Origin of the sequence: Prosthecobacter sp. (genome assembly GCF_044373815.1) — a bacterium.
GTDB lineage: Bacteria > Verrucomicrobiota > Verrucomicrobiia > Verrucomicrobiales > Verrucomicrobiaceae > Prosthecobacter.
In genome coordinates, this window is the sequence record NZ_JBIPNG010000588.1 from 1 (window position 1) to 3,582 (window position 3,582).

General features: G+C 58.6%; 3 protein-coding genes. 1 reads left to right on the forward strand and 2 read right to left on the reverse strand.

Going from position 1 to position 3,582, the window contains the following annotated elements; translation table 11 throughout:
- A partial coding sequence (locus ACIREA_RS28670; protein WP_397385744.1) for a hypothetical protein occupies positions 1-864 on the forward strand: 864 nt, incomplete at its 5' end.
- Positions 865-903: 39 nt separating this feature from the next.
- Here ACIREA_RS28670 and ACIREA_RS28675 read toward each other — a convergent pair.
- A complete protein-coding gene (locus ACIREA_RS28675) occupies positions 904-2,067 on the reverse strand; it encodes a sulfite reductase flavoprotein subunit alpha (protein WP_397385745.1) in 1,164 nt (387 codons plus the stop codon).
- 46 nt (positions 2,068-2,113) lie between these two features.
- Positions 2,114-3,582: two-component system sensor histidine kinase CreC (gene creC / locus ACIREA_RS28680; RefSeq protein ID WP_397385746.1), on the reverse strand; the 1,469-nt coding region annotated here is incomplete at its 5' end.

Below are 3,582 nucleotides of genomic sequence, written 5' to 3' on the forward strand. Positions count from 1 at the left end.
GAACTATTCCAGCCGAGCGACGACGACGGCGAACGCATCACCTACACTCCGGCCATCCTGCGTAGCGCGACGGTCATGTTTGATGATGCGAAGCGGAAAATCAGCGGCCGCAGCATCATCACGCTTGTGAATGAAATCGACATCGAGAAGCAGAAGGTACTGTGGGACAAGTTTGTCGATGTGCCGAAGGACGACGATCTCTCCAAGTATGAAAGCGAACCGAAGGAGAACGCCGCCTATGCCGACCTGCCGGGCCCAGCGCTGAAAACGACGACCTACACCAGCATCAAAAAAGACTTCACCGAGTGGGTGTTTGCCAATCACAGCCTTGAACTCTTTTTCTCGCCACTGCTGGAAGTTTATTCCAACCCCGGTGAAAAGCAGGACGAGTTCAAGGTGCGCATCACGCAAACGACCCGCGAGCAACGTGACGCTGCCATCGAGGAACTGCGCACCAAAACCGCTAAGACCATGAAGTCGCTGCAGGACAAGGCCGAGAAAGCCGCCAGCAAGGTGGATGTGCAGCAGGCCCAATCCAGCGGTGCCAAACTGAGCGCCGCCGTGGAGATCGGCGGCAGCATTCTCGGCGCTATCTTCGGTCGCAAGACCAGCCTCGTCAAAGCCAGCACCATCGGTAGCGCATCACGTGCATGGAAGGAAGGTGCCGATGTCAAAGCCGCTCAGGGCGAGCTGGATTCACTCAAAGCCGACATGGCGGAACTGGAAAAACAGATCGCCGATGACACGCAGAAAATCCGCGATCAGTATGATCCTTCCACTCTCGTCTTCGAAACCTTCAAGCTCAGCCCGATGAAGAAGAACATCCAGGTGACAGCGACGGGGATTTTGTGGCTGGCGAGGTAAAAGCCAAGGCGACGGGGGCAGGAGACCCCCACACCTTGCTCAATACACATCTCTCCGGTACCTCTTCCCCTCCTTCATCGCATGCACATAAGCAGCGGCTTCCTCAGCCGTTTTGCCGCTTTCCTGCTCGATGATCGTATGCAACGCCTTGTCCACATCGCTGGCCATGCGTGAAGCATCTCCACAGACATAGAAGATCGCCCCTTGCTCCAGCCAAGCCCAAAGTTCGGCGCTGTTTTCCAGCATCTTGTGCTGCACATAGATTTTCTCGGCCTGGTCGCGGCTCCAGGCGGTGCTGAACTTGGTCAGCGTGCCGTCGGCGAGATAGGCTTCAAACTCCTCCTTGTAGAAGAAGCAGGACTTGGAGCTGACTTCCCCAAAGAAGAGCCAGGCTTTGCCCTTGGCGCCGGTGGCTTTGCGCTCTTCGAGGAACGCACGGAACGGGGCGATGCCGGTGCCGGGCCCGCACATGATGATGGGTGTCTCTTCGTGTGGCTCGGGGAGGCGGAAGCCCTTGCCGTGATTCACAAAGCATGGAATCAGGGTTCCATTCGGCGTCACACGTTCACCAAGGAAGGTGGAACACACACCACCACGCGCACGGTTGTGGCTGCTGTAGCGTACGGTTGCAACGGTGAGATGCACCTCCGTAGGATGAGCCTTTTGGCTGCTGCTGATGGAGTAGAGGCGGATATTCAGCTTCTTCTGCGTGGCCATGAACTCCTCAGGCGTGAACTTCGCGATGGGGTTTTCCAGCAGGAGGTCCACGACAAATCGGCCCCAAAGGTATTCTTTGAGCACTTCTTTTTTCTCCGGCACGCTGAGTTCAGCAAGCAAGGTGTCACCTTCAGTCTTTTCGATGATGGCCTTGATGAGCTTGTTGTCGATCTCGGTGATGAGAGTGCCTTCGATCAAAGCCTGACGAATGGGCACCTCGGCCGCAGTCTTGGGGTGCTTGACGATTTCTGTGCCGGAGAAGCCGAGTGCGGCGAGCGTGTCCTCCACCAGCGCCGGATCATTTGTGGGCTGCACGGCCAGCGAATCACCGGGCGTGTACTCCAAACCTGAAGTGCCGAGGTCGATCTCATAATGCGCGGTGTGCTTGGGCGCATCGGGTCCGGAGAGGTTGTACATCCGCTTCACCTTGGCGATGCAGGGGTTCTTGACGTTGTAAACGGGCTTGCCGGCTTCTGGAGTACTCATGGGCGGAGACTAGAAGGCCGCCCGAAGTTGTCAAACCAGCCCTCCCTCAGCCAGGGAGAATCAACATGGCCTTGGCTCCATCTACGCCTTCCCGATTCGTCAGTTCCACACTGCCGCCGTGCAGTTCCGCGACCTCTTTGACAAAGCAGAGGCCGAGGCCGGTGCTCTTCTTGCCGCTGTCGGGGCGGGGCAGTGAGTAGAAGCGCTCGAAGACGCGGGTGCGGGCATAATCCGGAATGCCTGGGCCTGAATCTTCAATCTCGATCACCACCTTCGCGTCAAAGCGATAGGCGCGAACGGCGATGACACTCCCCTTCGGAGCGAAGTCGATGGCATTCTGCAGCAAGTTGCCCACAGCGATTTCGAGCAGCCAGGGATCCCCTTTGACCACGAGATCGCCATTGATGTCACGCTCCAGCCGCACCCCTTTGGCCAGAGCAATGAGCGCCAGATGATCCCATGCACCATCAAGCACTCTCACGAGATCGACTCGCTCGCTGGTTTCGAGCTTCTTTTGCTTTTCGATGGCCGCGAGGTGCAGCAGGCGCTCCAAAAGATCGCGCAACCTGCCAGCTTCGGCGTGGATGTTTTGCAGAAAGCGTGCGCGCTTTGGCTCCGGCACATCGCCTTGGAGGATTTCACCGGCACCGAGAATCGCGGCCACGGGGCTCTTCAATTCATGCGTGAGGCTCTGCACGTAATGCTCCACGTATTCACGGCCTTCCAGCGCATCCCGCATGTCCTCCAGTGCCTTCGCCAGAGTTTTCATCTGATGCCCCGGCATGCGTGGCGAGGTGGAGCGCTCCCCTCGGCTAACAGCCAGAGCATGCTGGGTCAACACCTCCAGCGGGCGTGTGGCCCAGCGCGCCGCGAGATAGATCCCCAGCAACATGAGCAGCACGGTGGTGATGATGGACCACTTCAGCCAGCGCTCCGTCTCCCACACAAAAGCCAGTACGCCACGCTGCGGCTTGGCCACACTGAGCATGCCGATGGTCCTGCCCTCATGCAGGATGGGCGCCCCCACATACATCACGATGGAAAGCGGATCGTATTCGCTCATGCGGGAGGAGCGCGCGCCGTATTGTCCCATGAGTGTGAGGTTCACATCGCGATGATTGGAGATCGTGCCCGGCTTCTCGATGCCAGCGGAGTCAAAGATCACACGCCCCTGCGCATCAGTCACATAGACCTGCATGTCCACCTTCGTCTTGCTGAGGTTGTAGATCTGCGCCTTGAGCTGGCGCTGCTGAGCTGCGCGCACCGCCTTCTCGACGGCCTGCGGTTTGAGCACACCGTTGTCTGCATCCGCGCTGATGACTTCGGCAAGGATGTTGGCCACATCGACCATCGGCTCCTCGATGGCCTCAAAGTACTGCCGCTCCACTCGATGGATGAGCTGCGTAAAAAGCACAAACAAACCCACCGTCGCCACCACGGCAAAGCCCAGCAGAAAGCGCGCGGTGAGGCTCATGCGTTGGGCCAGGTTTCGAGCAGCGAGTACCCCATGCCGCG